At 64.1% G+C, this 22,961-nt stretch carries 26 protein-coding genes; 15 read left to right on the plus strand and 11 right to left on the minus strand.

Annotated features, from left to right (window positions below):
• Positions 1 to 51 precede the first annotated feature (51 nt).
• Both BH93_RS06355 and BH93_RS06360 read left to right on the plus strand, forming a co-directional pair.
• Positions 52 to 867, plus strand: a complete 816-nt coding sequence (locus BH93_RS06355; RefSeq protein WP_037171911.1) for an NADPH-dependent oxidoreductase — start codon at positions 52 to 54, stop codon at positions 865 to 867.
• 4 nt (positions 868 to 871) lie between these two features.
• The gene (locus tag BH93_RS06360; protein ID WP_037171909.1) at positions 872 to 1,969 is read left to right on the plus strand and encodes an LLM class flavin-dependent oxidoreductase; all 1,098 of its coding nucleotides are present in this window, start codon (positions 872 to 874) and stop codon (positions 1,967 to 1,969) included.
• Here the strand turns inward: BH93_RS06360 and BH93_RS06365 are convergent.
• Positions 1,956 to 2,729, minus strand: a complete 774-nt coding sequence (locus BH93_RS06365; protein ID WP_037171907.1) for an LLM class flavin-dependent oxidoreductase — start codon at positions 2,727 to 2,729, stop codon at positions 1,956 to 1,958. The two genes, BH93_RS06360 and BH93_RS06365, sit on opposite strands and share 14 nt — an antisense overlap.
• A gap of 17 nt (positions 2,730 to 2,746) precedes the next feature.
• Positions 2,747 to 4,159, minus strand: a complete 1,413-nt coding sequence (gene ramB / locus BH93_RS06370) for an acetate metabolism transcriptional regulator RamB (RefSeq protein WP_032380332.1) — start codon at positions 4,157 to 4,159, stop codon at positions 2,747 to 2,749.
• A 147-nt stretch (positions 4,160 to 4,306) separates the two neighbouring features.
• On the opposite strand from ramB, the gene BH93_RS06375 reads away from it, so the two are divergent.
• Positions 4,307 to 4,711 (plus strand): SPW repeat domain-containing protein, encoded by a 405-nt coding sequence (locus BH93_RS06375; RefSeq protein WP_037171905.1) that lies wholly within the window; start codon positions 4,307 to 4,309, stop codon positions 4,709 to 4,711.
• 185 nt (positions 4,712 to 4,896) lie between these two features.
• Here the strand turns inward: BH93_RS06375 and BH93_RS06380 are convergent, their stop codons facing one another.
• Entirely contained in the window at positions 4,897 to 5,838 is a 942-nt protein-coding gene (locus BH93_RS06380; RefSeq protein WP_155290867.1) for a DUF559 domain-containing protein, read from the minus strand.
• Positions 5,839 to 6,298: 460 nt separating this feature from the next.
• On the opposite strand from BH93_RS06380, the gene aceA reads away from it, so the two are divergent.
• The 4 genes from aceA to BH93_RS06400 all read left to right on the plus strand — a co-directional run bounded on the left by aceA (position 6,299) and on the right by BH93_RS06400 (position 10,105).
• Positions 6,299 to 7,588 carry an isocitrate lyase gene (gene aceA / locus BH93_RS06385; RefSeq protein ID WP_027498404.1) on the plus strand — a complete coding sequence of 430 codons (1,290 nt, stop codon included), beginning with the start codon at positions 6,299 to 6,301 and terminating at the stop codon, positions 7,586 to 7,588.
• A gap of 202 nt (positions 7,589 to 7,790) precedes the next feature.
• The gene (locus BH93_RS06390) at positions 7,791 to 8,627 is read left to right on the plus strand and encodes a 3-hydroxybutyryl-CoA dehydrogenase (RefSeq protein ID WP_052064908.1); all 837 of its coding nucleotides are present in this window, start codon (positions 7,791 to 7,793) and stop codon (positions 8,625 to 8,627) included.
• A 65-nt stretch (positions 8,628 to 8,692) separates the two neighbouring features.
• The gene (locus tag BH93_RS06395) at positions 8,693 to 8,968 is read left to right on the plus strand and encodes a hypothetical protein (protein ID WP_032380335.1); all 276 of its coding nucleotides are present in this window, start codon (positions 8,693 to 8,695) and stop codon (positions 8,966 to 8,968) included.
• 96 nt (positions 8,969 to 9,064) lie between these two features.
• The gene (locus BH93_RS06400; protein WP_032401829.1) at positions 9,065 to 10,105 is read left to right on the plus strand and encodes an NAD(P)-dependent alcohol dehydrogenase; all 1,041 of its coding nucleotides are present in this window, start codon (positions 9,065 to 9,067) and stop codon (positions 10,103 to 10,105) included.
• Between the two features lie 66 nt (positions 10,106 to 10,171).
• Here the strand turns inward: BH93_RS06400 and BH93_RS06405 are convergent, their stop codons facing one another.
• Positions 10,172 to 11,029 (minus strand): polyphosphate kinase 2 family protein, encoded by an 858-nt coding sequence (locus BH93_RS06405; protein WP_032380337.1) that lies wholly within the window; start codon positions 11,027 to 11,029, stop codon positions 10,172 to 10,174.
• A 33-nt stretch (positions 11,030 to 11,062) separates the two neighbouring features.
• Here BH93_RS06405 and BH93_RS06410 point away from each other — a divergent pair, with 33 nt between their 5' ends.
• Positions 11,063 to 11,524, plus strand: a complete 462-nt coding sequence (locus BH93_RS06410) for a PPOX class F420-dependent oxidoreductase (protein ID WP_032380785.1) — start codon at positions 11,063 to 11,065, stop codon at positions 11,522 to 11,524.
• Positions 11,525 to 11,616: 92 nt separating this feature from the next.
• Here the strand turns inward: BH93_RS06410 and BH93_RS06415 are convergent, their stop codons facing one another.
• From BH93_RS06415 to BH93_RS06425, 3 genes are read right to left on the minus strand one after another with little or no spacing between them, the layout of a single operon-like run.
• Positions 11,617 to 12,606 (minus strand): iron-siderophore ABC transporter substrate-binding protein, encoded by a 990-nt coding sequence (locus BH93_RS06415; protein ID WP_037171901.1) that lies wholly within the window; start codon positions 12,604 to 12,606, stop codon positions 11,617 to 11,619.
• Positions 12,607 to 12,622: 16 nt separating this feature from the next.
• Entirely contained in the window at positions 12,623 to 13,168 is a 546-nt protein-coding gene (locus tag BH93_RS06420) for a type 1 glutamine amidotransferase domain-containing protein (RefSeq protein ID WP_037171898.1), read from the minus strand.
• A 45-nt stretch (positions 13,169 to 13,213) separates the two neighbouring features.
• Positions 13,214 to 13,951 (minus strand): TetR/AcrR family transcriptional regulator, encoded by a 738-nt coding sequence (locus BH93_RS06425; protein WP_052064864.1) that lies wholly within the window; start codon positions 13,949 to 13,951, stop codon positions 13,214 to 13,216.
• A gap of 73 nt (positions 13,952 to 14,024) precedes the next feature.
• On the opposite strand from BH93_RS06425, the gene BH93_RS06430 reads away from it, so the two are divergent.
• The 5 genes from BH93_RS06430 to BH93_RS06450 all read left to right on the plus strand — a co-directional run bounded on the left by BH93_RS06430 (position 14,025) and on the right by BH93_RS06450 (position 18,088).
• On the plus strand, positions 14,025 to 15,299 hold the full coding sequence (locus BH93_RS06430) for a DUF445 domain-containing protein (protein WP_032380340.1): 1,275 nt from the start codon (positions 14,025 to 14,027) through the stop codon (positions 15,297 to 15,299).
• 73 nt (positions 15,300 to 15,372) lie between these two features.
• The gene (locus tag BH93_RS06435; RefSeq protein WP_052058177.1) at positions 15,373 to 15,840 is read left to right on the plus strand and encodes a helix-turn-helix domain-containing protein; all 468 of its coding nucleotides are present in this window, start codon (positions 15,373 to 15,375) and stop codon (positions 15,838 to 15,840) included.
• On the plus strand, positions 15,833 to 16,621 hold the full coding sequence (locus tag BH93_RS06440; RefSeq protein ID WP_037171897.1) for a heparin-binding hemagglutinin: 789 nt from the start codon (positions 15,833 to 15,835) through the stop codon (positions 16,619 to 16,621). Before BH93_RS06435 ends, BH93_RS06440 begins: the two co-directional genes overlap by 8 nt.
• 72 nt (positions 16,622 to 16,693) lie before the next feature.
• Entirely contained in the window at positions 16,694 to 16,981 is a 288-nt protein-coding gene (locus tag BH93_RS06445; RefSeq protein WP_371828244.1) for a DUF2516 family protein, read from the plus strand.
• 81 nt (positions 16,982 to 17,062) lie between these two features.
• A complete protein-coding gene (locus BH93_RS06450; protein ID WP_037171895.1) occupies positions 17,063 to 18,088 on the plus strand; it encodes an alpha/beta fold hydrolase in 1,026 nt (341 codons plus the stop codon).
• Here the strand turns inward: BH93_RS06450 and purU are convergent.
• Both purU and BH93_RS06460 read right to left on the minus strand, forming a co-directional pair.
• The gene (gene purU, locus BH93_RS06455) at positions 18,085 to 18,969 is read right to left on the minus strand and encodes a formyltetrahydrofolate deformylase (protein WP_032380344.1); all 885 of its coding nucleotides are present in this window, start codon (positions 18,967 to 18,969) and stop codon (positions 18,085 to 18,087) included. The two genes, BH93_RS06450 and purU, sit on opposite strands and share 4 nt — an antisense overlap.
• Before the next feature lie 13 nt (positions 18,970 to 18,982).
• The gene (locus BH93_RS06460; RefSeq protein WP_037171894.1) at positions 18,983 to 19,825 is read right to left on the minus strand and encodes a class I SAM-dependent methyltransferase; all 843 of its coding nucleotides are present in this window, start codon (positions 19,823 to 19,825) and stop codon (positions 18,983 to 18,985) included.
• Between the two features lie 59 nt (positions 19,826 to 19,884).
• On the opposite strand from BH93_RS06460, the gene deoC reads away from it, so the two are divergent.
• Entirely contained in the window at positions 19,885 to 20,535 is a 651-nt protein-coding gene (gene deoC / locus BH93_RS06465; RefSeq protein WP_037171891.1) for a deoxyribose-phosphate aldolase, read from the plus strand.
• 61 nt (positions 20,536 to 20,596) lie between these two features.
• Here the strand turns inward: deoC and BH93_RS06470 are convergent, their stop codons facing one another.
• Positions 20,597 to 21,343 (minus strand): LmeA family phospholipid-binding protein, encoded by a 747-nt coding sequence (locus BH93_RS06470; protein ID WP_037171890.1) that lies wholly within the window; start codon positions 21,341 to 21,343, stop codon positions 20,597 to 20,599.
• Positions 21,344 to 21,453: 110 nt separating this feature from the next.
• On the opposite strand from BH93_RS06470, the gene BH93_RS06475 reads away from it, so the two are divergent.
• Complete coding sequence (locus tag BH93_RS06475) at positions 21,454 to 22,041, plus strand: type IV toxin-antitoxin system AbiEi family antitoxin domain-containing protein (protein ID WP_032380348.1); 588 nt, start codon at positions 21,454 to 21,456, stop codon at positions 22,039 to 22,041.
• On the opposite strand, the gene BH93_RS06480 is transcribed toward BH93_RS06475, so the two are convergent.
• Positions 22,042 to 22,950 carry a GNAT family N-acetyltransferase gene (locus BH93_RS06480; RefSeq protein WP_037172212.1) on the minus strand — a complete coding sequence of 303 codons (909 nt, stop codon included), beginning with the start codon at positions 22,948 to 22,950 and terminating at the stop codon, positions 22,042 to 22,044.
• Between the last annotated feature and the right edge of the window lie 11 nt (positions 22,951 to 22,961).

Genomic DNA, 22,961 nt, shown 5'->3' on the forward strand with positions numbered 1-22,961 from the left:
TGCCGAGCGCAACTGTGGCGCGTCGGCGATGGCAGGGCCACTCTTGAGCACGTGACCTCCTCTTCGGCCTCGTGGGTTCAGCAGCGCTACCGCGATCCTGCTCTGACTGCGTTGGCGCACACGAACGAGACCATCGACGTTCTGCTGTCGCATCATTCGGTGCGGACGTTCACCGGGGATCCGATCGACAACGCGACGATCGAGACAATCGTCGCTGCAGCCCAATCCGCGCCGACGTCGTCGAACCTGCAGGCCTGGAGTGTGATCGCGGTACAGAACCCGGCGCGCAAGAAGCGCCTTGCGGCGCTGGCCGCGAATCAGGCGTTCATCGCCGATGCCGCGGTGTTCCTGGTGTTCGTGGCCGATCTCGGGCGTGCCCGACGCCTCGCCGCCGGGCACGACGCCGAGCTCGGTGGTGCCGATTACTTCGACAGTACGATTCTCGGTGCCATCGATGCAGCGCTTGCCGCGCAGAACGCCGTCGTCGCCGCGGAGTCGCTCGGATGGGGCACCGTCTACGTCGGGGCGGTGCGCAATGCACCCGACGAGATTGCTGCTGAGTTGGGGCTGGCCGAACAGTCGATCCCGGTGGTGGGCTTGGCCATCGGCCGGGCGGCCGACGAGACCGCCGGGGTGAAGCCGCGGTTGCCCATCTCCTCGGTGCTCCACCACGAACTGTACGACCCTCAGGCAGCGGACGCGGCCGTGTCCGTCTACGAGCAACGACTTGCGGAATACTATGCAACGCAGGGCCGTACGGCATCCTGGACCGCGTCGGTGTTGTCCCGCTTGCGGAGCGGCGAGGCAATCGGCCCGCGCGTGACACTCAGAAAGTCGTTCGAATCCCTCGGCTGGAAGTCTCGGTAGCACTGTGCGCTTTCAGGTCCTCGACATCGTGTTCAACCCTCCCCATCCGGTCACCGGTGCAGTGGTGACTCCGGCCGACAGATTCGACCGGTTGATCGAACTTGCCGTTCTCGCAGAAGAACTGGGCATCGATTCGTTTTCCGTGGGAGAACGGCACGCGGGAGACGTGCTCTCGTCCTCCCCGACGGTCATTCTCGGCGCGCTCGCCCAGGCCACGCAACGCATCCTGTTGTCCACCGGCGTCACCGTACTGTCGGTGTTGGATCCGATCCGCGTTGCCGAAGACCTCGGTACCATCGACCAACTGAGTCGAGGTCGCCTCGAAGTCGTGATCGGCAAAGGCAACGAAGTCCTGCAATACCCGCTGTTCGGACTCGACATCGCGCGCCAGTACGAGTATCTCACCGAAAACTACGAACTGCTCCGCAGACTCATCCGCGAGGAGCACGTGGATTGGACCGGCCGGCATCGACATCCGCTGTCCGACGCCACGACACTGCCCAGACCTTTCGACGGCCCCTTCCGGATCTGGCACGGCTCGGCCACCTCGGTGGAGGCGGTCGATCTGGCCGCCGAGTGGGGGGATCCCATCTTCACGGCAAATGCATTGCAGCCCAGGGAGAACTACAAGGTTCTGATCGACCGCTACCGCGAGCAGTACCTTCGTCACGGGCACGACCCGGACAAGGCCTACGTGGGTTCGGGCTCCGGAGGACTGTTCCTCGGTACGACGACCGAGGCTGCCGTTGCCGAATATCGGCCGATCTACGAGGGCATCGTCGCGCAGCAGGACAAACGCACCCACGACCCGTCGGCCAAGGGCAAGGTCACGAGCTTTCGGACCATCGACGACGCCGTCGCGCGGGGGCCGGCCCTGGTGGGTTCCTCGGAACGGGTCGCAGCGAAGATCCTCGATTATCACGATGCGTACGGGCATGATCTGCAGTCGGTTTCGATCAACCACGTCCTGGACTTCGAGCGTCAGAAGGACACGTTACGACAGTTCGCCGAGGAAGTGATTCCCTTGGTGCGGGCCGAGGTGACGACCACGCTGTGGACGACCGAGGACAAGGACCGCGCCCGGGGATTCACTGCGAGCTGAACCGCGCCGTCGCAGACGCCGCGTGTGCGAACAACGTGGTCGGATCGGCTGCGTCCGCAGAGGGTTCGAGTACGACGGTGGTGGCACCGGCATCGATCCAGCGTTGGATATCGATCGTGGCTGCATCCGAATCGGATCCGACCGACACGTAGACGACCACGTCGTGGTCGGGCCCACCGTCGATGTGGTCGATGGCTGTACGAAGCTGTTCCGGTGTGGTCTCGCTGGTGAGAATTGTTCCAACACTGTGTCGACCGCTCAGGGCGAGCGTCTTCGGCCCGGTCGCACCGACGAGAAGGGGCGGTGGTTGCAGCGGCGGCCAGTTCAACTTCACCTCGTCGAGCGAGACATAACGGCCCTGCACAGTGACCATGTCGCCCGCCAGCAGACTCGTCAGCGCGGCCATCTGCTCGCTCAGCAACGTCAGAGGAGACTGCACCCGCGCGCCGATCTGGCCCATCCACGACTGGACGCCGTGGCCGAGTCCCACACGGAGCCGACCCGGGTGGACCCGAGCAATGGTGGCAATCTCCATCGCTGTCGACGCCACGTTCCGCATCGGAGTGGGCAACACTCCGATGCCGACGTTCACGCGATCGGTGTTCGCGAGAATCAGTGCAGCAGTGGACAGTCCGCCGGAGAAGAAGCAGTCCTCCCACAACCACACTTCGTCGACGCCCGCGGCGTCGGCTGCGCGGGCCGCTTCGACCAATGCCTCCGGAGCAATTTCCGGTCTGATTACAACGCCGATTCGCGTCATTGGAATTCTCCTTCTTCTCAGCGAACGAGGTACGGGGACACCGAACTTCGGTGCTCGTCGATGTCGAGGTCCTTGCCCAGTGGTGGGAAGGCGCGTTGTGGGCAGTTCGAGCGTTCGCAGACCCGGCAGCCCGCTCCGATCGGTGTGGCCGCCGCCGAGCCCTGCACGTCCAGCCCGTCGGCGTACACCAGCCTCCCGGCGTGGCGGAGTTCGCAACCGAGGCCGATGGCGAAGGTCTTGCCCGGCTGGCCGTAACGCGCGGCTCGACGCTCCACGGTGCGTGCGATCCACAAATAGCTGCGGCCGTCGGGCATCTCGGCGATCTGCGTCATGATCTTGCCGGGATACGCGAATGTCTCGTACACATTCCACAGTGGGCACGTGCCGCCGCTCGAGGAGAAGTGAAAGCCGGTGGCGGACTGCCGTTTCGACATATTGCCCGCGCGATCCACCCGGACGAACGAGAACGGCACGCCCCGCAACTCCGGTCTCTGGAGGGTGGAGAGTCGATGGCAGATGGTCTCGTAACTGACCGAGAAAAAGGCCGAGAGTCGCTCGATGTCGTATCGGAAATCCTCGGCTACGTCGTGGAAGTGGTGATACGGCAACACCGTCGCGGCAGCGAAGTAGTTCGCAAAACCGAGCACCGCCAGCTTCTTCGACGACTCGCTCGAGAAATTGCCTTCCTCGGCCATCTTGTTCAGCAGATCTCCGCATTCGAGGTAGGCCAGTTCGGCGGCGTACCTGAACACCTTCTGCCCACCGGACAGGTGTGGTGAAATCTCCAACACTCTGGTCTGCGGGTCGAAACGGTGCAGCACGTTCTCGCCGAGGTCGATGCGATTGACTATCTGCACGTCGTGCACCGTTCGGAGCCGCTTGGCGATCTCACCGCCCACGTCGGCGCGATGGAATCGGATCCGCGAGGTCAGTGCCTCCGCCGCAGTGTCCAGATCGTGAAGATAGTTCTGTCGCTGATAGAAGTAGTCGCGCACTTCCTCGTGAGGCTTGCTGATCGAACCACTGCCACTGCCGTCGGAGAAGCGTTCCTCGGTCGCGGCCAGCAGCTGAGCCGTCGTATTGCGGTATCGGCGGTGCATGTTGACCATGGCCCGCGCCAACTGTGGGTGCGAGCTGACCATCTGGGCGATCTCGTGTGCGTCGGCGTCGATGCCCATGTCCTGATCGAGCGCTACTTCACGGAGTTCGGCGACCAACCTGGTGTCGTCCTCGGAGGAGAAGAACGACGTGTCGACGCCGAACACTTCGGAGATCCGGAGTAGCACCGGCACCGTCAGTGGACGCACATCGTGCTCGATCTGGTTGAGGTAACTGGCGGAGATCCCCAGCTTCTGTGCAAGCGATACCTGGCTCATGCTGCGTTCGCTGCGGAGCTGCCGTAGCCGCACGCCGACGAAGGTCTTGGACACATCGCCAGGCTACGCCTGCGAAGAAAGGCCTTAACACCGTTCGCAACTAGCTGCTGGATCACAATTCGGTGATCATCGGGAACATTAGCCGAAGTAAAGGCGTATACCGGTATACGAGCTATTCACCACGCACCTCGAGGAGCGGTCATGTCCAACCGTCAACGCACATCGGAAATCGTCAGGGACGTCGTCGTCTTCGTCACCGGAGCAGTTCTCGTCGCATCCACCGTCTGGCTCCCGGTTCAGGGAGACCAAGAAGTCACCGGTGCCATCCTCGTACTCGGCATACTCGCGGCATCATCGGCTCTGTGGGCCATCGGATCCTCGTCGAGGCAGAGCCACTGGACTCACGTGGGCCTCGGTCTGCTGCTCGCGGTGTCTCCCGCATTGATGGTGTTCCCGTCCGGACTGTTGGCAGCGGACCTGTTCGCCATCGTCGGCGGACTCGTGATCGCAGCCATGGGCGCGCTCGGAGTAGTTGCGTCGCGTCGGGCCCCGATCACCTCGCGGGTGGTCGCGTCCAGCGACGAGCACGCCGGCGTCCGCATCTGATCCTTCCCTGCAACTGATGCTCCACTCCCGTGGGCGCGTGCGATGAATCTCGTACGCGGGCACGGGAGTGGAGCATTTTCTGCTCTGTGGGTTCATCGCGGCACCTGATGCAATGGGTGCTCCACTCGGCGCGGTGGATCCGGTAAATCCCTCGTGCGGCCCGGCGAGTGGAGCAGTGTGTGCTCTCATCGCCGCGATTCCCGACGCCGCCTGACAACCGACGCGATTTCGGCTGCCACGACGTCCGGCGCGGCGAGCACATCGAACGCCGAGTAGCGCAGCACCAGCCAGCCACCGAGTACCAGGGCGTTCTGTCTACGTCGATCCTTGCTGAACACCTCTGCTGCACTGTGGAATTCGCGTCCGTCCACCTCGATGATCGTTCGGCTGCGACGGTCGACGAGGTCGCAGACGAACGAGCCGACCGCCGCATTCATCTCCAGATACAGGCCGATCCGATGCAATGCCCGCCCGAGGGCCCGCTCCGGTTCCGAGGCGAACCTCGTCACTGCCAACCGGACCTGACGGGCCAACTCTGCGTTGCCGCGCCGACCCGGGAATCGCTCGAGTAGGCAGAAGAGCGACGCAGGGTCGAGTCCGAACTTCAGACGCTCGTCGATCAGCAACTCGGCCTCTTCGCGGGGGAGTACCGCCAGGCAATCGAGCATCGTCTGGGCGGGCGAGGTGCAGGGCAGAGACTCGACCTCGTCGACGAGCCGGGAATCGAGTGCGCGACGGTGCAGCCGAAGCCACGGCGGCGGTCGCAACCGGGCAGTGCGAGGGACGGTTGCATCGAGAGTGGACGGCTCGGTCGTCCAACCGCGCAGGTACGCGGCCGATCGGTGACTGAGCACGGCGTCGGGTCGCCACAGCGAGATGGCCCGACACCGATCCATCGTCGACGGTTCCCCGCGAATGTGGACCGTCGGCAGAACACGAGTGAAGCGACGCGAGACGGTGCTGGGATGGAGTCCGGAGGAGACGAGCTCTCGGAGGGTAACGGGAGTGGAGCCTGCGGAATGACCAGATTGGCCGGGAGTGGAGTTGGTTGCCATGGGTGCAGCGTCGGCGATGGCGTGGGTGGTCTCCGATGCTCGACCTGGGGAGATCGAATGCCCTGTGGACACGTGCCTGCCTGTGGATGAGTGCAACTTCTACTCCACTCGGTGGCCTCGGTCGGGGGATCCCAGCGAAAGTGGTGTCGAGGGGAGCAACCCGTGCCATGCTCACATCGTGGGATGAAGCAGCTGTGATGTCGATCACATCACGCTGCAGTTCTGACTCGATTCAGACGCCGTCGCCAAACCGTACAAGCGTCCTGTATGAGTTTTTGTGCATTGCGTTCATCAACTGGGGATTCGTCGCTACCGGCGAGTAACACGGCCGTCCGATCGGCGAGGTTTGTGGCAGTCGAAAATTTGCAAACTTAGCAAGGGTGCCGGGAAAGCTAGCCAAGATTGGCACTAACAACTGGTAGACGCATGTTTTCGGTTGTGCCATTGTTTTGGAGTACACCAGAAGGGCCTGGCAACGATGTGAAGATTCGTCTCGAGGCAGGCCGAGAAGCAGAAGAGACTGGAGCTGAAGATGTCGACCACCGGCACCCCGAAGACCACCGCCGAGATCCAGCAGGATTGGGACACCAACCCCCGCTGGAAGGGCGTCACCCGTAACTTCACCGCACAGCAGGTCTCCGACCTCCAGGGCACCGTCGTCGAAGAAGCGACACTCGCTCGCCGCGGCAGCGAGATCCTCTGGGACCTCGTGAACAACGAGGACTACATCAACTCGCTCGGTGCCCTCACCGGCAACCAGGCCGTGCAGCAGATTCGCGCCGGCCTCCAGGCGATCTACCTCTCCGGCTGGCAGGTTGCCGGCGACGCGAACCTCTCGGGCCACACGTACCCGGACCAGAGCCTCTACCCGGCCAACTCGGTGCCGTCGGTCGTCCGTCGCATCAACAACGCACTCCTGCGCGCCGACGAGATCGCCAAGATCGAGGGCGACACGTCCGTCAAGAACTGGGTCGCACCGATCGTCGCCGACGCCGAAGCCGGCTTCGGTGGCGCACTGAACGCCTACGAGCTGCAGAAGGCCATGATCGTGGCCGGCGCCGCAGGTGTGCACTGGGAAGATCAGCTCGCGTCGGAGAAGAAGTGCGGCCACCTCGGTGGCAAGGTGCTCATCCCCACCCAGCAGCACATCCGCACCCTGACCTCCGCACGTCTGGCATCGGACGTCGCCGACGTGCCGTCGGTCATCATCGCCCGCACCGACGCCGAGGCAGCCACGCTGATCACCTCCGACGTCGACGAGCGCGACCGTGAGTTCCTCGACGGAACCCGCACCGCAGAAGGCTTCTTCGGCGTCAAGAACGGCATCGAGCCCTGCATCGCTCGCGCCAAGGCCTACGCACCGTACGCAGACCTCATCTGGATGGAGACCGGCGTGCCGGACCTCGAGGTCGCCAAGAAGTTCTCCGAGTCGGTTCGCAGCGAGTTCCCGGACCAGCTCCTCGCCTACAACTGCTCGCCTTCGTTCAACTGGAAGGCACACCTGGACGACGCCACCATCGCGAAGTTCCAGAAGGAGCTCGGCGCGATGGGCTTCAAGTTCCAGTTCATCACCCTTGCAGGCTTCCACTCGCTCAACTACGGCATGTTCGACCTGGCTCACGGCTACGCCCGCGAAGGCATGACCGCGTTCGTCGACCTGCAGGAGCGCGAGTTCAAGGCTGCCGAAGAGCGCGGCTTCACCGCCATCAAGCACCAGCGTGAGGTCGGCGCAGGCTACTTCGACCGCATCGCCACCACCGTCGACCCCAACACCTCGACGGCTGCACTGAAGGGCTCGACCGAAGAAGGCCAGTTCCACTAGAGGTACCGCCTCCCCGGATCTTCAGCGCACTAGTCAGGCGGTCCGCAACTTTCGTTGCGGGCCGCCTGTTCTGTACAACGAAGGTTTTGGGCGTACCCGATCAGAGTTACCCTCATCTCACTAAAAGCTGTTGTGCTGCAACATTATTGGCTAGGAGTTTGCTGTGACGGTCGAGAGGGTGGGGATCGTCGGAGCCGGGCAGATGGGGGCAGGAATCGCGGAGGTCTGCGCCCGCGCACACGTCGACGTGTTGGTGTACGAGCAGACTCGCGAACTCGCGTCGGCCGGTCGCAGCCGCATCCTGCAATCGCTCGACCGTGGTGTCAGCAGCGGCAAGATCACCGAACGTGAACGTGAGCAAGCAGCTTGCAGCCTGCGTTTCACCTCCGATCTCGCAGACTTCGCCGACCGTCAACTCGTCGTCGAAGCGGTACTCGAGGACGAGAAGATCAAGGCCGACATTTTCGCCGAGCTCGACGCCGTGGTGATTGATCCCGGTGCCGTACTTGCCTCGAACACCTCCTCCATTCCCATCACGACGCTCGGATCTGCCACCACGGCCCCGAACCGAATCGTCGGACTGCATTTCTTCAACCCGGTACCGGTACTGCCGCTCGTCGAGCTCGTCACCACCGATGCGACCTCCGAGGCAGTTGCCGACCGCGCCGAAAGGTTCGCCGGCGACATCCTCGGCAAGCAGGTGGTGCGCTCCGCAGACCGCTCGGGCTTTGTCGTCAATGCACTGCTCGTGCCGTATCTGCTCTCGGCCATTCGGATGGTCGAATCCGGATTCGCCACCAAAGAAGACGTCGACAAGGCAACCGTGCTGGGACTCGCACACCCGATGGGGCCGCTTGCACTCGCCGATCTGATCGGCCTCGACACCGTGAAAGCCATTGCAGATTCGATGCACTCCGAGTTCGCGGAGCCGTTGTTCGCCGCCCCTTCGCTGCTGTTGCGCATGGTGGAGGCAGGGCAGGTGGGCAAGAAGTCCGGAGCCGGGTTCTATCGCTACGAGAACGGCCGGGTCGCAAAGTAGCCGCCGTCTCGTAGCGCTATTGTCGTTTTGCCAGTTCAACCACGTCGATCGCAGGGAGCGCGTCAGTGAGCAAGTCCAAGAAGTCGAACGGTCTGGTCACCAAGGCATTCGGAATCGGATTGGCCGCCACCGGCGCCGCCCACTTCGTGGTCCCCGAGGCCTTCGAGGGAATCACCAAGCTCCCGTTCCCGAAGGACACGCGAACCTGGATCAGTCGCAACGGTGCCACCGAATTGGCAGTCGGCGTCGCGATCGCGTACCCCAAGACTCGCAAGATCGGACTGATCGGTCTGGGTGCTTACGGTCTGTGGCTCGGAGCGAACATCGCCAAGAACGGCTGACGTTACTGTTGCGAACGACTCGTTTAGCCCAGGAATAGCCTGGTCGAAGCGGTAGCTGTGTTGCGCTTACACAGATGCGTAGGTAGCAATGTAGTTATGACTTCAGCTACCGCTTACCAGGCCACCGCTCCTGACGCTCCGCTCGAGAAGGCGACGATCGAGCGACGCGCTCTCGGCCCCAACGACATCCTCATCGACGTCAAGTTCGCCGGCATCTGCCACTCCGACATCCACACCGCTCGCAACGAGTGGGGCGGCACCACGTACCCGGTCGTTCCCGGGCACGAGATCGCCGGCATCGTTGCCGAGGTCGGCACCGATGTGACCAGCCGCAAGGTGGGCGACCGCGTCGGCGTCGGCTGTTTCGTGGACTCCTGCGGCGAGTGCGAGGCATGCAAGGACGGCGACGAGCAGTACTGCACCAAGGGCGTCGTCCAGACCTACAACTCGACGACCTACGAGGGTGAGTTCACCAACGGTGGTTACTCCACCCAGATCGTCGTCACGGAGAAGTTCGTGCTCGGCATCCCCGAGGGCGTCGAGCTCGATGTCGCGGCACCACTGCTGTGCGCAGGCATCACGCTGTACTCGCCGCTCAAGCACTGGGGAGCGGGCCCCGACAAGAAGGTCGCCATCATCGGCATGGGCGGCCTCGGACACATCGGCGTCAAGATCGCCCACGCCATGGGTGCACACGTCACCGTGCTGAGCCAGACGGACGCGAAGGAAGCCGACGGCAAGGCCTACGGTGCCGACGAGTACTACGCCACCAAGGACACCTCCGCGCTCAAGGATCTGCAGGGCAAGTTCGACCTGATCCTCAACACCGTGTCCGCGAACCTGCCCATGGGCAAGTACCTGGGACTGCTGGCCCGCAACGGCACCCTCGTCGAGCTCGGCGTTCCCGAGAAGCCCCTCGAGGTGCCCGCATTCAACCTGCTGGCCAACCGCCGGTCGTTCGCAGGCTCCATGGTCGGCGGCATCGCCGAGACCCAGGAAATGCTGGACTTCTGCGCCGAGCACCACATCGGTGCCGAGATCGAGGTCATTCCGGCCGAGAAGATCAACGAGGCATACGACCGCGTCGTCAAGTCCGACGTGCGCTACCGCTTCGTGATCGACGCAGCGACGTTCTGATCCACGTCACGTTCTACCGAGCATGAAAAGAAGGGCCCGCGACCATACGTCGCGGGCCCTTCTCTTTCAGCTCTCGGCGAGACGCTTCTTCTCGAGCTCGACGTCGAAATCGGGTGCGGGCCAATCGAGATCGAGCTGCTCGAGTGCGTCGATCAAGATCTCGGTGACAGCCAAGCGGCTGTACCACTTACGGTCGGCCGGCACGACATACCAGGGTGCGTGATCGGTATCCGTGCGATCGAGAACCCGCTGATACGCCGTCCGGTACTGCGGTAGGAAACCACGCTCGGTGACGTCACCCGGGTTGTACTTCCAGTACTTGTCCGGCCGATCGAGCCGTTCTTGCAAACGCTTCTTCTGCTCGTCCGCCGAGACGAACAACGCGACCTTGACCACGATGGTCCCCTCGTCGGTCAACTCTTTCTCGAAAGCGTTGATCTCGTCGAACCGCTTCTCCCACACCTCTCGTGGCACCAGATCGTGGACCGCGACGACGAGTACGTCCTCGTAGTGGGAGCGATCGAACACCCCGATCCGTCCGGCCCGCGGCAGTGCCTTTCGGATGCGCCACAGGTAATGGTGTTGCTTCTCCTGCTGCGTCGGAACTCCGAACGACGCCAGGTCCACGCCTTGCGGATCGACCATTCCGATGACGTGCTTGACCATCCCGCCCTTGCCCGCGGTATCCATGCCCTGCAGCACCAACAGAACCGATCGACTGTCACCGGTTCGGCCGTGTGCGTAGAGCTTCTCCTGCAGCGCGGCCAGGACCGCGCCGCGCTCTTCGAGGACGTCGTTGCCGTGTGCCTTCTTGCCGTCGAAACCCGGTGTAGCCGTGAAATCGATGTCCTCCACGCGTGGAGAGGCACTGGCGCGCAGCACATCGACGGGAGATTGCGTCCACAATTTCGACTTGTCGGCCATGACCGATGAGACTACTTCTCTACGATGGAATGCATGGCCCCTACGATTGCAAAAGCTGAATCCGCAACGCGTGAGCAGCTACTCGAGTTCGTCTCTCCGCGTCATCACCACACGTTGATCACCCGCAAACGCGACGACGGTCTGCAGGTCTCACCGGTGTCCGCGGGAGTGGACTCCGAGGGCCGCATAGTGATCGCCACGTATCCCGAGCGTGCGAAAGTGCTGAACATTCGCCGCAATTCGGCCGTCACGGTGTTGGTGCACAGCGACGATTGGAACGGCGACTACGTGCAGGTCGACGGTACGGCCGAGATCATCGATCTACCCGACGCCGTCGAGCCACTGGTGGAGTACTTCCGCAGCATCGCCGGCGAGCACTCGGATTGGGACGAGTACCGCGCGGCGATGGTGAAGCAGGGAAAGTCGTTGATACGCATCGTGATCGACACCTGGGGCCCGATCGCCGCGGGTGGCTTCCCGCCAGGGAGAGTGTGACAAGCCCCCGGGAAGAGTGTGACAAGCCCGCCAGGGAGGGTGTGACAAGCACCCCCCCGGGGAGGGTGTGACGATCCCCGGGGGCTTGTGATCTAGCCCTTCAGTGGTGCTGCGAACAGTGGTACGGCGTTTTCCAGTGCGTATCGGGTGCCCGCGACCGAGGCGGCCGAGAATGCGTTGGACAGGTTCTGGTCGCCGAGTACGACGAGGCGTCCGTCGCGTGCGGACGGCAGGCCCTGGATGGACGGGTTGTCGGTGATCACCTCGGGTCCGGTGCCGATGGGGAACATGACGGTGAGGTCGGCGTCGAGGGCGGCGACGTTCTCCTCGGACAGTTCGATGCTGAACGCTCCCGGCTTGGCGAGATCCTGGACGGCCGGGGTGTTCGTCAGGCCGAGGGACTCGAGGAAGTCGACGCGGGTGTCGCCGCGCACGTAGGCACCGATCTGTCCGCTGTAGAGCGTGCCCACGGCGACGGTCTTGTTCGCGAACTCCGGGTTGGCGGACACGGTGTCGTCGAAGAGCGCCTTGGTGTCGTCGACGAGTTTCTTGCCCTCGTCGACCTTGCCGAGCGCTTGGGCGACGATGTCGGTCTGCCCGTCCCAGGTGGTGCCGTAGGCGACGTCGGTTCCCGGTGGTGCCGCGACGGTGGGTGCGATGTCGGACAGCTGGTCGTACACGGCCTTGTCGTTGGTGCTGCGCGTCCAGAGGATCAGGTCCGGTGCCAGAGCCGCGACCGATTCCATGTCGACGTCGAAGGTGCCGACGATCGTGGGGTCGGTGTCGTAGGACTCGTCGACCCACGGGCCCAAGCCGTTTCCGCCGACGCCGAGCCAGTCGCTGGCTCCGACAGGTTGTACACCCAGAGCCAGAGCTGTTTCGGCATCGGACCAACCGAGCGCCACCACGCGCTGGGGGTTTGCCGGCACTTCGACGTCGCCGAACATGTCGGTGACGACGATTCCGCCGGCCTCGGAGGGATCGGCGCTGTCGCCGTCACCGGCGTCGGAGCTGCATGCGGTCAGGGCGAGAGCGAAGGCGAGGGCTGCCGCAGGCAGAGCCAACGAACGAGAAATGCGCATAGGGCACGCTAACCTATCAAGCGGCGAAATGCTCCACAATCTTCGCGCAGAAGGCCGGTAGGTCGTCCGGGTTCCGGCTCGAGACCAGGTTGCCGTCCACGACTACTTCCTCGTCGACGACCGTCCCGCCTGCGTTGCGGATGTCGGTGCGGATGCTCGGGTAGGACGTCAACGTTCGTCCCTTCAGCACGTCGGCTTCGACGAGCGTCCAGGCTCCGTGGCAGATCACGCCCACCGGCTTGCCTGCGGCGACGAGATCACGCACGAAGGCAACCGCCTCGGCGTCGACGCGGAGTTGATCGGGGTTGGTGGTTCCGCCGGGCAGGATCAGCGCATCGAAGTCATTGGCCGAGACGTCGGCGACGACGCGATCGACCGTGAAGGTGTCGGCGGCATGGACGTCGCTCTCCATCGCTTGGATGTCGCCGTGGTCCAGTGAAACCAATGTGACTGTGGCTCCGGCATTTTCGACGGCTTCACGCGGCTGCACCAGCTCGACTTGCTCGACGCCGTCGGTAGCGAGAATGGCGATGCGGCGTCCGGTCAAGGTATCGGTAGTCATATCTGTTCGAATGTCCGACCGAGCCGATTCTCAAACTGACGAGCGTCAGGACTCGTTCGGCTCGTCGACCAGCGGGTGCGGTTGTGATTTGAATTTGGCGGGGGAGCCGTCGGCCATCGCGACCCCGTGGATTCCGCCCCACATCATCATGCAGAGGTAATCGATCAGATCGTCCGCCGACATGGATTTGTTGGAAATCCACCAGTGTGTTGCCAACTGGACCGCGCCGACGATGGCGAAGGCCCACGGCACCGATCCGCCGGAATCCATCTCGCGCTGACGGAGTCGCTCACCGAGGACGGTGGAGAGCAGTTCGGCGATCATCCGCTCGGACTCGGCGACGACGTCGCGGTTGTTGCCCGCGTTGTTCGCCATGACGTAGAGGTACACCTCGGGATCGGTGGCGACGGTCTCGACGTAGGCGGTCACCACCACACGGGTGAGCTCGTACTCGTCGAGTTCGTGCGAGATGGCGGCGTAGATCCGCGGGGCGAGCGTCGTCTCGACGTACCGCGACATGGTGGCGCTGGTCAGATCGTTCTTGTCGGTGAAGTACCGGTAGAGCACCGTCTTCGAGATACCGATCTCCGACGCGATCTCGTCCATTCCGATCTCGCGGCCGCGCAACCGGATCGCGGCCAACGTGCCGTCGACGAGTTCCTCGCGTCGAGCGATCTTGTGTTCGCGCCACCGACGTTTGCGGCCGTCCGGCTTCTCGGCCTTGGGCTTCTCCTCGTTCGGCTCGGACTCGCCCAGCTTTGCCTCCGTCGTATTTCTCGCCACAACTCCACCCTATGCGCCTTCTCCGACACCATTGCAGGCCGTGTCCGGTTGATCCGACACATTTCTGGGCACAATGTCGGTTGTGCAGCTCATGAACTTCGATGACGACACCAAGCGTCGCGACCTCCGCAAGATGAAAACGGTCGCGACGGGCTTTCTCGTCTTCGCATCCATCGTCTACCTGTTCTGTCGGTGGCAGGAGTCGACGGGTGCGGGCGCGTGGGTGGGGTACGTACGCGCGGCGTCCGAGGCGGGAATGGTGGGCGCGCTCGCGGACTGGTTCGCGGTGACCGCACTGTTCAAGCATCCGCTGGGCATCCCGATTCCCCACACGGCGTTGATCAAGAAGAAGAAGGACCAGCTGGGTGCAAGCCTGAGCTCGTTCGTCGGCAGTAATTTCCTTGCGCCCGAGGTGGTGTCGGAGAAGGTTGCGTCGGCGCAGGTTCCGTTGCGGTTGGGTACCTGGCTCGCCCAGCCCGACAATGCCGAACGTGTTGCGGCGGAGGCGGCGACGGTGCTGCACGGTGTGGTCGACGTGCTCAACGACGAGGACATCACCGCGGTGATCGACAGCACCATCGTGCGCCGACTCGCCGATCCGCAGTGGGGGCCGCCCATCGGCCGCATTCTCGACGAGTTGCTCCGCGAGAACCGCCAATTGCCGCTGATCGACATGCTGGCCGAGCGGGCTCATCAGTGGGCTCTGGGCAGCCAGGAAATGATCGATCGCGTCGTGGCCCGGGACTCCCCGAACTGGTCGCCGAAGTTCGTCGACACCTTGCTCGGCGAGAAGGTCTACAAGGAGCTCGTCGAGTTCACCTGGAAGATCAGGTCCAACCCCGAGCACGACGTGCGTCTTGCCGCCAACAAGTTCCTGATCGACTACGCCAACGATCTGCAGCACGACCCGACCACCATCGAGAAGGCCGAGAAGCTCAAGGCGCAGATCATGGGCCGCGAGGAGATCACCGGTCTGGCTGCGGCCACCTGGAAGGTCGCCAAGCGTCTGATCACCGAGTCGGTCGACGATCCCACGAGTACGTTGCGCACCAAGATCAAGGAGAACACCGTCAACTTCGGAATTCGTCTCCGTGATGATGACGAATTGCGCGGGAAGGCCGACGGTTGGCTGCTCGGCGGAGCGCGGTACATCGCTGCGAACTATGCGGACGAGATCACCACGATCATCGGCGACACCGTTGCTCGGTGGGATGCAGAGGAAGCGAGCAAGAAGATCGAACTGCAGGTCGGACGTGATCTTCAGTTCATTCGAATCAACGGAACCGTCGTCGGATCCATCGCCGGACTGGCCATCTACACGATCTCGGATCTGATCTTCGGGCACTAGTGCTAGCAGAGTGCTTGCAATAGTTAGCACCCTTCGGTACCGTCCAGTAGGACACCGAAAACAGGAGGCCGAGATGGCCGAGAACGAGGGGGATCTGGTCGCCAAGGCGACCGAGGCGACGCAGGTTGTCGCCGAGGCGGGGGATCTTGTCGCTTCAGTCGTAACGACTGCAGCGCAGGACATCGGGAGCTACATCCGGTCGCAGCGGGAAGCCGCTCAGGTATCCATGCGGCAACTCGCCAGTCGGGCCGGAGTGAGCAACCCCTACCTGAGCCAGATCGAACGCGGACTGCGCAACCCGTCCGCAGAAGTACTAGCGCAGATAGCCAAGGGTCTGCGCGTCTCCTCGGAGGTGCTGTACGTCCGGGCCGGGATCTTGGAAGCGCGTCCCCACGGTCCGGTGCGCGAAGCTCTGCTCGGCGATGAGCACATCACCGAACGGCAGAAGCAAGTGCTGATCGAGATCTACGACTCGTTCTGTCGTGAGAACGAGTCGACGCAAGAGCCCGAACCCGACGAACAGGAGACACCCGATGTCTGATTCCAAGAACTTCGAGAACGTCAAGACCCCCATCTTCGCAGCCGTCGGTGCCGGCGACGCTGTCGTCCAGGCCGTAGCCGACGTCGTCGCTCAGGTGCGCTCGCGCGCCGAGAGCCGCACCAGCGAGGTCAACGCTCGGCTCGCCGACATCTCCGAAGAGGTCACCGAGGGCGTGGAGAACCTGCGCGAGCGCCTCGCTGCCCTGCCTGCGGAACTCCCCGACGAGATCGCCGAACTGCGTGAGCGCTTCACCCCGGAAGAGCTGCGCAAGGTTGCCGAGGCGTACCTCAAGGTTGCCTCCGATCTGTACACCTCCCTCGCCGAGCGCGGCGAAGAGGCCGTCGAGCGCATCCGCCGTACGCCTGCCGTCGAAGAGGGCCTCGAGCGCGCCAACTCGGCAGCCAACGACGTCGTCGACCTCACCGAGCAGGCTCTCGGAACCGTTGCTTCGCAGACTCGCGCAGTGGGCGAGCGCGCCGCAGCTCTGGCCGGCATCGCGTCGGACAAGGTTCGTGAGGGTGCCGAAGAAATCTCCGACGCAGCCGACGAGCTCGCCGAGAACATCGACGAAGCAGGCGACGAGGCCAAGGACAAGGCCGTCGAGGCTTCCGACAAGGTGAGCGGCGTGGCGGGCAAGGTCGAGGCCAAGACCCGCAGCAGCGCGAGCTCGCCCATCAAGAAGACCCCGGCACCGGCCAAGAAGACGGCACCGGCACCGGCTGCGAAGAAGGCCACCCCGGCTCCGGCCAAGAAGGCTCCGGCGAAGAAGACCACTCGCTAAAGCATTCGTAAAGAAAACGACCCCTGCGCCGCGCGGTGCGGGGGTCGTTTCTCGTACACTGACCGCGTGAGCATCGCCGGCAGCTTCAGCTACTACATCCTTACCTTTCTGCAGATCCTCGGAGTGGTAGGCGCAGGATTCGCGATCTTCCACGCGCTGCGTCAGCGCGCCGACGCCTTTCCTGCCGTGGACAAGCTCACCAAGACCGCCTGGCTGGCCATCCTGTTCGTGGGTCTGCTCCTTATCCTGGTCTCCGGAGTGATCGGATTCCTGGGCATCATCGGCGTCGTCGCGGTGTGCGTTTACCTTGTCGACGTCCGACCCAAGATCGACAGCATTCAGCGCGGACCCCGCTGGTAGGCAGGCAGCATCGACGCCCACGGGATTGTGGGCGTACCGTCTACCGAACCCGCCAGGGGGTCGAGGTAGAGGGGATTTTCTGTGGTTTCACGCAAGGTAGTCGAACGTGTGCTGTTCGGAATCGGCGGCGCGGCCGCGGCGGCATCGGTCGGTGCATTCGTCGTCCGCCGGCGTCGCCTGCATTCGTTCACCAAGACGACGGACGTTCGGCCGGACGAGCTTCTGCAGCCCCCCACGATCGAGCCGCACATCACCGAGGTGGTCACCGACGACGGCGCTCACCTGCACGTCCGTAGCTACGGTGATCCCGATGCAGAACCGATCGTCTTCAGCCACGGGTGGACCTGCTCGGCCGACTACTGGTTTCCGCAGATCAACGCCCTCGCCGGCCGATACCGCGTCATCGCGTACGACCAGCGCGGCCACGGCCGCAGCGACGTCGGAACGCGGCCTCTGAGCCCGGACGTGCTGGCCGACGACCTCGCTGCGGTGCTCGCCGCGACTGTCGTCGAAGACAACAAGGCCGTCCTGGTGGGGCACAGCATGGGCGGTATGTCGATCATGGCGTGGGCCGGTAACTACCCCGACCAGGTCGATCGACTCGTCAGCGCTGTGCTCCTCGCCAGCACCGCGACCGACTCTCTCGTCCGAGAGACCACCGTCATCCCGTTGCCGCAGCGCTTCCCACGCGTTCCGGCACCGGTCGGTCGAGCCGTGCTGAGCTCGGCGCTACCCTTGCGGCCGTCGCCGGTCACGCGCCAAGCCATCAAATACATCTCGATGGCTCCCGGAGCCACCGCAGCCGAGGTGGCCTTCTGCGAGAAGATCGTGCTCGAATGCGCCCCGCGCACTCGCGGCATCTGGGGCGCGGCCATCAGCGACCTCGACATCCGCGAGGCACTGGCGAACATGTCCGTCCCCACCAGCGTCCTGGTCGGATCTGCCGACCGACTGACCCCGCCGGTGCACGCCCGCAAACTCGCCCGCGCCCTGGACGATCACGACCATCTGAGCCGATTGATCGTGATCCCCGGCATCGGACACATGAGCTCGGTGGAAGCAATCGACGAATTCAACACCGAAGTGGTTCGGCTGAGAAATCTTTAGCTGAACACCACGGTCTTGCGGCCGTGCACCAACACCCGATCCTCCAGGTGCCAACGCAGACCACGGGAGAGCACCAGCTTCTCGATGTCGCGGCCCTGACGCACCATGTCGGTGACCTCGTCGGAATGGTCGACGCGGATGACGTCCTGCTCGATGATGGGACCCGCGTCGAGCTCGGCGGTGACGTAATGGCACGTCGCACCGATCAGTTTGACGCCCCGCGCGAAGGCCTGGTGGTAGGGCCGGGCACCGACGAACGACGGCAGGAAGCTGTGGTGGATGTTGATGGCCCGGCCCGCCCAATGTGCGCACAGCGATTCCGGCAGAACCTGCATGAAGCGCGCCAGCACCACTGCGTGGGGGTCGTAGGAATCGACCAGCGAGCGCACCTTCTCGAAGGCGGGCCCGCGCTCGGCCGGATCCTTCGCGAACTCCACGTGATGGAACGGTGTGCCGTGCGCGGCGGCAATCGGCTCGAGCGACTTGTGATTGCCGATCACCGCGGAGATCTGCGCGGGCAGTTCGCCGCCCGCCGCCCGTCCGAGCAGATCGTGCAGGCAGTGCGCTTCTTTGCTGACGAGCAGTACCACGCGCTTGGGTTCGCCCGAATCATGCAGTGCCCATTCGGTTTCCGGACCGAGCTCGGCGGCCACCGCAGCGAAGCGGGTGCGTAGATCATCGATGCTCATGTCCACCGACGACGCCCGCACGGCCTGCCGGGTGAAGAACCAACCGGTGTCGGGATCGGCGTGATACGCGGCCTCGACGATCCAACCACCGACGTCGGCGAGGAAGGTCGAGATGCGGGCGACGATGCCCGTCTTGTCGGGGCAACCGAGAGACAGAACGTAGCGGCGGTCCTCGGATACGGAAGAACTCATGCCGACGATTCTCTCAGGGCGTGTGGACCCCGGTTGCCACCAGTGTCCCGAGATCGATCGAATCGATCCCGCGCTCGGTCAACAGAGCCGAGAACTCGGCCCGGATCTGCGCGCGGGTTGCGTCGTCGAACGGAGTCAACGCACCGCGCAGTGCACTGCCCAGCACAAAATCCCAGACGAACGACTGTGTCGCCGGAACATGATTGGACAGCGCGACGACCCGGACGTCCGAGGTGCCGGCGGCGGTGAGCCAGGCACCGAGGAGATCCGCTGTCTCCATCCTGCGGATCGGGTGATCGTCGACTTCGGCCGTCGGGTCGGGAGCCGGGCCCGCGCTCGGCGGCCAGTGTCTGCCGATCACGTCGAAGAACGCACCCGAGTACTCCCTGACCGAGCCCTTGCGCCACACCGTCACTCCGACGCGTCCGCCTGGGCGAACCAACGAGACGAGTCGCGCAAAATCCTGCTCTGGATCGGGAAGGAAGAAGATGCCGTACGAGCAGGCCAGGGCGTCGTATCCGGCGGCGGGAACGGTCGACGGGGATTGCCACTCGGTGGCGTCGGCGACGACGAAGTCGATGTTGCGCAGTGCCCGATCGGTGGCCTTCACCCGGCCCACTTCCAACAGATCGTCGGCGAGGTCGATGGCATGCACGATGCCGTCGGGTCCAACGGCGGCCGCCGCAGGAATTGCCGATGCCCCGGTGCCCGAGCACACGTCCAGAACGGCGTCGCCGGGTGCCAGCTCGAGTGCGAAGGCGAGCGACTGCCCGGCAGGTCCCCAGACCTGCGGCGTCACAGCGTCGAACTCCCTGCTGGTGGCATTGAAGGTGGCGGCGAGCGACGCTGCGGTCATGACCGCAAATCGTAGACCGACAGGGCTGCGAATGGCAGAGCTGTGAAAAGCTGGACCACATGACACTCACCCGCGCCGCCCTCGCCGGAATGGTCGATCACACGCTGCTCAAGCCCGAAGCCACGACCGCCGACGTGACCGCGCTCATCGAGGAGGGCCGTGAGCTCGGAGTGCTCGCCGTGTGCGTCTCGCCGTCGATGCTGCCGATTCGCGCCGAGGGAATGCTCACCGCGGTCGTCGCCGGATTCCCGTCGGGCAAGCATCATTCGTTGATCAAGGGATCCGAGGCGCGCCTCGCGGTGCAGCAGGGTGCCGACGAGGTCGACATGGTGATCGATGTCGGAGCCGCCATTGCGGGTGACTACAACGCCGTTCTGGCCGACATCGTGACCGTCCGTGAAGGCATCGGCAATGCCGTACTCAAGGTGATCATCGAATCGGCAGCGCTGTCCGACGAAGCGATCGTCGAGGTGTGCCGCGCAGCAGAAACCGCCGGCGCGAACTTCGTCAAGACCTCCACCGGTTTCCATCCGGCCGGCGGCGCGAGCGTCGAAGCCGTGCGATTGATGGCGGAGACCGTCGGCGGTCGACTGGGCGTCAAGGCCAGCGGCGGCATCCGTACGACGGAGGCCGCCCTGGCGATGATCGACGCGGGCGCAACACGATTGGGGCTGTCGGGTACCCGTGCGGTGCTCGACGGATTGGGCTAGAGCGACTGCGTCGCATGTGCACGGAAACTCGTAGTGGGCTACGAGTTTCCGCGCACATGGATTACGCGACGAGTGAGCAGCCCTCGGGGGTCTGCTGATTCTGGTTCTCCTGGGTCGCGGGAATCGTGTACTGCCCGCCTTCGAGAGTGAGCTCGATGCCGGAGTCGGTGACGGTCAGCGACGTCGGGGTCATGTCCAACGGATACGCCTGCAGGCTGTCGGTCAGCACCCCGACGACGGAGTCGACCAGGTCGGTGGGGATACCGAGACCCAGGATCGACGCGTCGACGGTCTGAAAATCGACCCTGCCGTCGGCGACCTGCGGCTTGACGGTCAGCTTTGCGAGCGCACCGACGGCGAATTCGAGGGTGCCCGCCGATGCATCCGAGGTGACGCCCGAGACGATCGCGCCGATGCCCTGGCTCTGCAGGGTGCGGGTGATGCCGTCGGTGGACCACGAAATGTCGGCACTCGAGCTGCCGATGGTGCCGCCGGAATCCGCGGACTGGGTGAGGTTCAGATCCCGTGCCTCGGCGTGGACGACCATGCCCTCGGCCGGCCCGAATCGCGCGTCGTCGCTGTCGACGGTGACCGATGAGACCTTTTTGTCCACCAAGGAGAGCAGAACCGGCTTGAGGCCGAGACCGACCTCGACCTGGCTGCCGAGCTCGGATTCGAGCTGGCCGGCGAGGCACGATTTGATCTGTTGACGCACGAACAACTCGCCACCGATGACGGCGACGAGGAGGACTACAACGACGGAGACTGCAATCAACGGCACGCTGCTGCGCTTGGCTGTGGAGGACATTCCCGGCAGTCTTCCCGATGATTCTGAGCAAGCTCTGTGAAACTCGCCGAAGAGATGTCTCCGGTACCAAAGTTTGTGATCTGTAACACATTTTGCCGTACGCTTGCGACATGGGTACGACAGGACCGAGTGTGCAGGAACTGCACTCGCTCGCCACTCGTCAAGACGGCTATTTCACCGCCGAGCAGGCCGGGGAGCTCGGCTTCGATTCGGCAATGGTGCGCGTCAACCTGGCGACGAACACGTGGACCCGCGTCGAGCGCAACTTGTTCCGACTGGGCCAATGGCCGCACAGCGAGCTCGAGGTGTTCGCGATGTGGTGCGCCTGGTTCGGCGGCGAGGCAGTGATCTCGCACCAGAGCGCCGCGGAGTTGCACGGATTCGGTCACCTGCACCCGCAGTTCGTGCACCTGTGCGCGTTCGGGGACCTACGCCTGAGCGATACCCGACTTGCGGTTCACCGTCTGCGGCTCGAGCCTCGTGACGTCGAATCGGCCGGCACGTTCAACATCACCACGCCGGTGCGGACGGTGCTCGATCTCGCCGCCGGCGGAATCTCGCAACTGACCCTCGACGAGGTGGTGTGCGACGCCGTGGCGATCGGTCGCGTCGACCCGCAGGCGCTGTACTCCGAGGCCGGCAGCAGCACCGATCGAGTGGCCGAACGCGTCGAACTGGCCTTGTCTGCCTGCACGTGATCACCGGCCCGCGTGCACGATCCGGGTACGGGTGACGGCAAAACCTGCGCGATCGAAGGCAGAACGCATGGGGGCATTGACCGCATCGGTGGTTCCGACGATGCGTGATTGCCCGTCGTCGTGGTGCATCCGGACCATCTGTGACAGCAGATCGTCGACATACCCCTGACCGCGATGCTCGGGAAGCACTCCGAGATAGCTGATGGCCGCGTCGTAGGCATTTCTCGTCGGCACGATGAATCCGACAGTCGTGCCATCGGGTCGGCTCGCGATCTGCCAGGCCTCGCGCCGCCCCGGTAGGGAACCGTAAAAGGCAAGATCGTCTTCCGCGAGTGCGGCTACTCCGTGTTCGGCAACCATGGCGCGGGTATGGGAGTCGAGGCTTCCGGTTGCGACGGCCTCGAACACTGCGAGGAATTGCGCATCGGTGCCCGCCGAGAAGTGCAGACGAGTCGAGGCCGCGGGCACCGGATCGTCAGCTGTCCGGGCGAAAGAAACGCGTTCGGTCGTGCGGGTGAAACCACCCCGGTGCGCGGCCGATTCGCGCCACGCCAATGCCGACGGTAACGAGGCCGCTCTCCAATTGTTCACCGCCACATCGACATTGAATTCGAGATCGGCGGTATGCGCGAAGGCCGCACGAGCGCTGCTGATCAGGGCAGCGCCGACGTCGGCCGGTCGCTTCTCGGCAGGCACGACCGACAAGCAGTCGAGGGTGACGGGGCTGGTTGCGCCCGGACGGCCCCACCACACAGCGCGCCCGACCGGACGACTCGCGCGTTCGGCAAGCCAGATCCACTCGTATCGGTAATTGCCCGACGCCATGTCCTCGTGGAGACGAGCGCGATCTACCCAGTCGACCGGATCTGCACTCGACCATCGCTCGAGTATCGAAAGGTCTTCGGGCACGCACGGTCTGA

This window comes from Rhodococcoides fascians A25f, assembly GCF_000760935.2.
In the GTDB taxonomy this organism is placed as follows: domain Bacteria; phylum Actinomycetota; class Actinomycetes; order Mycobacteriales; family Mycobacteriaceae; genus Rhodococcoides.